The organism is Bartonella bilalgolemi, assembly GCF_023500045.1.
Taxonomy (GTDB): Bacteria; Pseudomonadota; Alphaproteobacteria; order Rhizobiales; family Rhizobiaceae; genus Bartonella; species Bartonella bilalgolemii.
Genome location: NZ_JAMCOF010000013.1, coordinates 20,653 through 27,476, shown reverse-complemented (window position 1 = coordinate 27,476; position 6,824 = coordinate 20,653). Strand labels below are relative to the sequence as shown.

Sequence of the window (6,824 nt, the reverse complement as noted above, 5' to 3'; positions counted from 1 at the left end):
TAGAGATTTAATAGTTATTATATACTGCTATATAAAGTTTGTAGTGCTTTTTTGTTCTTTATAATTCTTGATAGATTGCAAATGATAATTTGATGTTAAGTTGCTTTGCAATAAAATTAAAATTCCAACGAGAAAAACAAACCGGATTTGATAATTATATCTGTAGAAAAAGTTGTTTCCATAACCCTTACTAGTAATTCAGTATTCCTTAGGCACTTGCTTCTTAGCACATATATACATTGTGTATACTCTATCAAGTAATAAAACACCCTTTAACAAGGAAGCTATAAATACCCTAAAAAGCCTTAATCCCAAGTTTATATGTTTTTCAAAATTGATAATTTGATCAAAGATTTATATTTACCTTATCAAAGATTTATATTCATAAATCCTTTTTTTGTGTGGCGAACAAGATACACTTTTATTATCTATCACGGTTGAATTCCGATCAAACCTCTCAAAAATAACTTCACCCTTCTTGTTAATAATTTCTTGTTTAGCTTTCGGATTTGATTTTATATACTCATTAAGACGGGTTACGCTCTGCGTATGTTTGTAAAAAGTGACTGGAAGATACCTATCTAGCTGTTCATAAGATACAAAAAAAGTATCTGATTTACATAAGACACTGTTAATATTATCTTTGTGTAGTCTTTCTAATTTATCAGCTTCATAATAAAGCTTTTTAGCTAGAGCCAAACTAAAAATCCCACATTCAGAAGCACTCCGTTGAATATCCATTTCCGCTATAGAAAAATGACAATTAGGCAATTGACTCTCTTCAAGAATGGCTTTTACTCTCATTGCTAATACCGCCGGCTTCATATATTTGAAAGCTGTAGGTTCAAATAATATTAAAGACATTCTATTATTGATAGTTTGATGATCAATTACTGCAAAATGGATTTCATCATCTCCTAAATTAACTATCAATCTAGAAGATTGAATCTTATTATCTATTGCATTTTTTATTAATATGGGAACATCCTCAGGTGTTGCAGAAAATTTAAGGCTCATCAGTGGATATTTTTTGTTTGCTTCTTCTATCAAAGCGGGCATCATTGAAAGATCCAATCCTCCATAAATCATATCATACCAACTACCATGCTTAACGTCATTCTCTAAACGCATAATAGTGCTTTTTAATGGTTCAGTATTCCAAAATATAAAATTGTACTTTTTTCTAAGTACAGCTTTTTCTTTTTTTTCAAACACAATATCATTTTTATTTTTTTTTGAACGACGAATTTTGTTTAGTAAATCTCTTAGTTTGGACATATATTAATTTCCATATTTAGAATTATCATTCTATAACTAACCTTATTTTATGACTTTAAAATGTCGTGCATTAATCTCTTTTTCATTCTAAAAAATGAGGCAATAAAATTGTTTTGTAAAAACTAAGCTGCTTTTGTAATAAATTGTCTACGCTTTGTTCGTAAGCTTTTAATATAAAATCTACAATTTTAGGAAATGCTGCATTCTAAAGGAAAATCTGAATTTTCAGAATCTGTCACTTAGTTTTCAATAGGGAACGCTACAATTATATCGGTATTGAAAATTAAATCGTACGCTAGAGCGTCTTTGTGCTCTTCTTCAAGCGGTTTTTGACCATCTAATAAATGCCTCATCGCACTAGAAAGTTTATAATGCAGGAGAACTTGATGAATTTCTTTATCTTGAACTGTCGTGACAAAATTACCTAATGAACGCATATGCTTAGGCGTCTGCTTCATTTGCTGCATTGCACGATGAATTTCTATCTTTTGCGTTGGTGTTGGGGAACGCCCTGTCTGAAGTTCATAACAAATTGCCACCCATTCTTGAGCCCAGAGATTATCGGCCTCCGTATCAACATCTGCTAGAGGCATAAGAGCACTTAAACTCCCATCACTTTCCTCAATATCATAGTGGCGGCCACTTACAGCATGACACAAAGTAAATAATGAACGACCTTTATCAAAAGCTGTTATATACGCCGGAAGATGCTTACCATTCTTATCTGCTGCTTTTGACCAATAACGACATGATTGCGCAAGTAAAAAAGCGAGAAGCGTTGATTTTCCTGCACCAGTTGGTCCAAAAACAAGAGTGTGCCCAACATCATCAACATGTAAATTAAGACGAAAAGGGGTGGCCCCTGTCGTCACCACTTGAGATAAAGCAGGAGAGTTCTCAGGATAAAGAGGACAAGGATTGTTTTGTAATCCTGGCCATACACTAGAAAGAAGTAACATATCTGCTAGATTTTGCGCATTAATTAATAGTCGTTGAACATTGGGAGCTCAGTGGATGAACATGAAACGCCTTGAAGATGTTTTTCCAAGTGATGGGGAAATAGTTATCGGGGAAAGGTATAGAGTTGATGAAGATATTGTCAAAGATGTATCCTTCAACCCACAAGATAAAACAACATGGGGAAAAGGAGGAAGTCAGCCATTATTAACATATAAACTTGATTTTGATTCAACTCATATGCTCTTTTTTGCTGGTTCAGGAGGATATAAAACAACAAGCAATGTTATTCCAACTTGCCTTAAATATAGAGGTCCAATTGTTGTTTTTGATCCATCAACAGAAATAGCTCCAATTGTAAAAGAAAGACGGCAGCGCATCAACAAAAGGACCGTATATATTCTTGACCCTCATGGAAAATCAACAAAAGCTTTTAATCCTTTAGATTGGTTATTAGATGAAACTATCTCTATCTATGAAAGAGAAGCTGGTTTAGTTGAAATAGCTAGACTCCTCCTCTCTGAAAACCATAGATCAACATCAACTGATCAACTTTTTACATCTATAGAAAAAAGAAATGAAGTTTGAGATTATAGTGTCTATACTAATTTCATTGTGATTTTTAAAAGTCTTTATGGAATAATCAATGATGCATATTGAAAGAAGTATTTTTCTACACTGGTTCATGAATCTAACAGATGAGAACAATGAAATACTTTAAGTAGTTTTCTCACCATCAGCGCTATTTTGTATAAATTTTCCTTTAACATAACTAAAAACTATCTTTGTAACGCCATTACAGTGCTATTAAATAGATTCTAATCATGCAAATAAAATTGCAGAACCAACACCCTTCTTCGTACTTCTAAATTTTTCCGCTTAAATAAAAGCAAGAGCATTAACTAAGCTTTTCAAGCTCCCACACACTCTTTCTTTGAATTCAGCAATAGAAAACTAATCATAACATTTTTCTTCATATCTCAAATGAAATAACATCTGATATTTAGACACCTCGATTTTGAGAGATCTTAAAAAAATTCCTTCTATAAATGAAATGAAAGAACATATTTTAACAAGCTATATCCGTTGTATTTAAACGACCCATTCTAACTACCCGTAATTGCCTTTGTAATTCTTTGACTTTCCTAACGACTTCTGTAATTTCTTTTGCTTTACTGACTGATATGTTAATACTTTTAGCGAGTTCTTCATAATTATTATTATTAATCGCTCTACATTCACATGACGAAAGACGAGAATTAACTTTATTCATAAAATCACAAAGATCCCCATTAAGAAGTAAAAGAGCCTCTGATTTCAAAGCTTCTTGCCACATATTTTCTGGTATATCAAGAAAGCGTTGCACTGTCTTGCTGGGCATTTTCACTACTTGCTCACAACGTTTTTGTCTTTCTTGATGCTCCTTAAGGATTTCATTTCTAGCAGCTTTTACAACACTTGCATAATTTTCAACTGCATCAACAAGTTTACAAAAATTCTCGCTACGATTAGATTTTTTGCGTATGAAATTCTTTATACTAAATACTTTATTATCATAAGACTCAGCGGAAGAAGCTGCAATCTGTTTAGCAAACATCCGCGCCAAACTTGGCGTTATACGAATCATGCGTATCACTCCATTCAATTCATCTGCATTTCCATAAACAAATCTTGCATAATGTTGGATTTTGTTTTGTTGCGCTTGAACAGAGATATGTTCTGTAAGCTTTTTAGTAATTTCATATTGCGTCAAATTAGCTAATTTTTCTCCTGGGATAAAAATTTCTTTAGGATTTAGAACTTTAAAAGCGACCTTATCACCAAGCTTGAATACCCTTAATTGTTCTGGTGTAAGAGAATCTCTACTACAAATTACATAAGCATTTTCCGTTTCTACTACAACGCGATCTAAATCAAGGAATTTACAGACTCCCTCATAGAGCGTATCTTCTTTTGCTACTACAATAAGCTTCTCCTGCAAGTTGGCGCTATCACCTGCACCTGCCTTCATGTCTTTTATGAATCGCTTTAAAATTCTCACCTTGCTTAGATTAGAAATATCTTCAAACAAATCCTCCAAAGGCCCTATATCTCGGTTTTTTATAGCCTCAAGACTCACATATGTCATGCGCTTTTTTGTCACGGCAGAGAAATCAAGTCTATGGCCCGCAGCTCTGGCAAGCTTTACAAAAAACACTCGTTGTGTACGTCCATTACCTTCTCTAAAAGGATGTATATAATTGATAGCAGCAAACAATTTTGCTGCGTCATGAACAAATTCCTTACGTGATAAGCCTTGTAAATTATTTTTCTGAGCAAGTGTTAGATCGAATAATTTTAAACTTTCCTCAATCTTTCTACCAGACGCAAACTTAACATCGGAATCACTCTTCGACATGTTGAGCATTATAGCAGTCGTGCCATCTGAAAATGTAAATGGAACATCACGGGTGCACCCAGCCCATTCAAATGTATGCTGAAATAAACGACTATGCAAATACTTTAGATAGGAAGAATCAAATCGTTCTGGATTAGGCTCTTGCAGCAAATTAACAGCTTCTTTTGCTGCATCATGTGCATGTCTCTCCTCTAACTTTAAAAGGTCTGTGATTCCATATTTATTTTTCAGCACTACACTATTAGGATAATTATAATAACAAGGTGACATTTTACATATCTCAGGTTGCTCCAAGGTTAGCATCATTTCACTTTTCTTCATAACAAACACCTCACACTTTATACCTGTAAAATCCCCTAATATATATCTTTATAAAATAAATCTTTTAAGACAATAAAGCGCGCCTTTCATTTACATAAAAATTCATGATCCATATCTACTAATTCATAATACCATTGTAATTTCTTTGTGTTGAACATTATAAAAACCATTAGTTGATACTTTCATACACTCTGCCTCGGTTTTTAATTCGCTTGTATAAAAAAGATACGTATCCTTATACTCTAATACTGTTTTGACACTTTATACCAGTTGCTCTCCTAATTTATAAAAAATTGCATAAAATCAAATAAACTTCACGAAATTAATAGACGTTAATCCATAATTTTCTTCATTCATATTAGCTAATAATACCTAAAAAATTTCATCATCTAATTAATGATTTATATTAGTAATCCTTTTTCTATGCAGTGAAACAAATATGTTTTTATTAACATGCACAGATAAGAGCCTCATCTTTAATAAAGCCTTTTAATAAGCTAATATAAAATTCAAAATTTATAAGCTACACCAACAGAAAAGTCATTGATTTTATGGCTAATTTTAATCCTATTATTTATAATTTTCTTTTTACCAAAATCTGAATAATTGTATTCAGCACGTAAAACAAAATTATCAGTCATTGCAAAATCTAAACCACCACCAATTGTATAACCAGTCATTATCTTGGCATCAGAAACTGACTTAGAAACTCGTACTATAGAAGGCTCTCCTGATTTTTCAGACAATGCATTACTCCTTAATGGCAAAGGAGACTTTGAATAAATACTCTGAAAATGTGTATAAGAAACACCGCCAGCAACATAAGGCATAACACGATCAAAACCAAACCCGATACGCACCCGCGTAGCACCAAGCCATTTTTGTTGTAAAATTTGTTTTATAGCAAAATCTATCTCAACAACATCCTTTACATCAGCACCACCATAATTTTGTAAAAAATTATCAATATCAATAATTTTTATATCCTTTGCACCATACCAGCCTATATTTGTATCAAAGCCAAAAACAAACCCATTGTTAATATCAATATTTGAACCTGCATACAAACCACTTACAATACCTGAAAGTTTAGGTAATGATTGATTTTTATTAATGTCGTACTCTACACCACTTTTGTCTATAAGATTGGAAGTAGCGTAACCTAAAAAACCACCAACTTTCCCACCGAAATAAAAACCTGTCCATGAAAAGGCAGGTGAAGAAATAATCGGTGAAATAATAGATGATTGATAAGGATACATAAAACCTGTTGCCTTCACTACAGATAGAAACTGACATATAAGTAGATACAATGCTATTAATAAACACTTCATAATACCCTCTGGTCACTAATTAGGCGTTAAAGCACATAATGTAACAGCGTTAAAGCACATAATGTAACATAATGTAACATAGTTTTTTTAATGAATCTGCAGCAAAAATAATACAGTTATAAAAAATAATTAAAATATTGCTGAATTTATAACTTTCTATAGTTCTGTACTGAAATCACCAAGCATTAATCAATATTATTTTTTTATTTTATTAATTACATATTGATCTTTAAAAACTATAATCTAATAACAAAATAATTTTTTAAGTGATTGAGATAATTAAACAAAGCATTCCCTTATACTTTTAATTATTAAAAATTAGGAGCTTTCTTAATTTAAAATTAAATATATTTATATTCCAACTGAAGTTAATTTACCTTTAGAAAAAAAATTACCTGCCAAATCTTAATTAAAATTGCAAAATTATTTTATTCAAATCTGATCTCAATTCATCTTTTCTAGATTTCTCTCCTAATATTGCTACGCTTTTGCTGCAGAAAGCAACAATTTTATAGCTAAGTAAGAATCTAAGCCAT

5 protein-coding genes are annotated in these 6,824 nt (G+C 31.9%); 1 reads left to right on the top strand and 4 read right to left on the bottom strand.

Features of this window, described 5'->3' with window-relative positions; all coding sequences use genetic code 11:
• Positions 1-360 precede the first annotated feature (360 nt).
• Both M4Z11_RS06680 and M4Z11_RS06675 read right to left on the bottom strand, forming a co-directional pair.
• Positions 361-1,278 carry a YopJ/AvrA family T3SS effector serine/threonine acetyltransferase gene (locus tag M4Z11_RS06680; RefSeq protein WP_249677807.1) on the bottom strand — a complete coding sequence of 306 codons (918 nt, stop codon included), beginning with the start codon at positions 1,276-1,278 and terminating at the stop codon, positions 361-363.
• Between the two features lie 239 nt (positions 1,279-1,517).
• Complete coding sequence (locus M4Z11_RS06675) at positions 1,518-2,237, bottom strand: hypothetical protein (protein ID WP_249677805.1); 720 nt, start codon at positions 2,235-2,237, stop codon at positions 1,518-1,520.
• A gap of 55 nt (positions 2,238-2,292) precedes the next feature.
• On the opposite strand from M4Z11_RS06675, the gene M4Z11_RS06670 reads away from it, so the two are divergent.
• The gene (locus M4Z11_RS06670) at positions 2,293-2,823 is read left to right on the top strand and encodes a type IV secretory system conjugative DNA transfer family protein (protein ID WP_409337892.1); all 531 of its coding nucleotides are present in this window, start codon (positions 2,293-2,295) and stop codon (positions 2,821-2,823) included.
• 481 nt (positions 2,824-3,304) lie between these two features.
• Here the strand turns inward: M4Z11_RS06670 and M4Z11_RS06665 are convergent, their stop codons facing one another.
• Both M4Z11_RS06665 and M4Z11_RS06660 read right to left on the bottom strand, forming a co-directional pair.
• On the bottom strand, positions 3,305-4,954 hold the full coding sequence (locus tag M4Z11_RS06665) for a BID domain-containing T4SS effector (RefSeq protein WP_249677801.1): 1,650 nt from the start codon (positions 4,952-4,954) through the stop codon (positions 3,305-3,307).
• 509 nt (positions 4,955-5,463) lie between these two features.
• Entirely contained in the window at positions 5,464-6,216 is a 753-nt protein-coding gene (locus tag M4Z11_RS06660) for an outer membrane protein (RefSeq protein WP_249677797.1), read from the bottom strand.
• Positions 6,217-6,824 lie beyond the last annotated feature (608 nt).

Coding starts and splice junctions, on each gene's coding strand:
- M4Z11_RS06680 (WP_249677807.1), bottom strand. CDS start 1,278: ATGTCCAAACTAAGAGATTTACTAAACAAAATTCGTCGTTCAAAAAAA.
- M4Z11_RS06665 (WP_249677801.1), bottom strand. CDS start 4,954: ATGAAGAAAAGTGAAATGATGCTAACCTTGGAGCAACCTGAGATATGT.
- M4Z11_RS06675 (WP_249677805.1), bottom strand. CDS start 2,237: ATGTTACTTCTTTCTAGTGTATGGCCAGGATTACAAAACAATCCTTGT.
- M4Z11_RS06660 (WP_249677797.1), bottom strand. CDS start 6,216: ATGTATCCTTATCAATCATCTATTATTTCACCGATTATTTCTTCACCT.
- M4Z11_RS06670 (WP_409337892.1), top strand. CDS start 2,293: ATGAACATGAAACGCCTTGAAGATGTTTTTCCAAGTGATGGGGAAATA.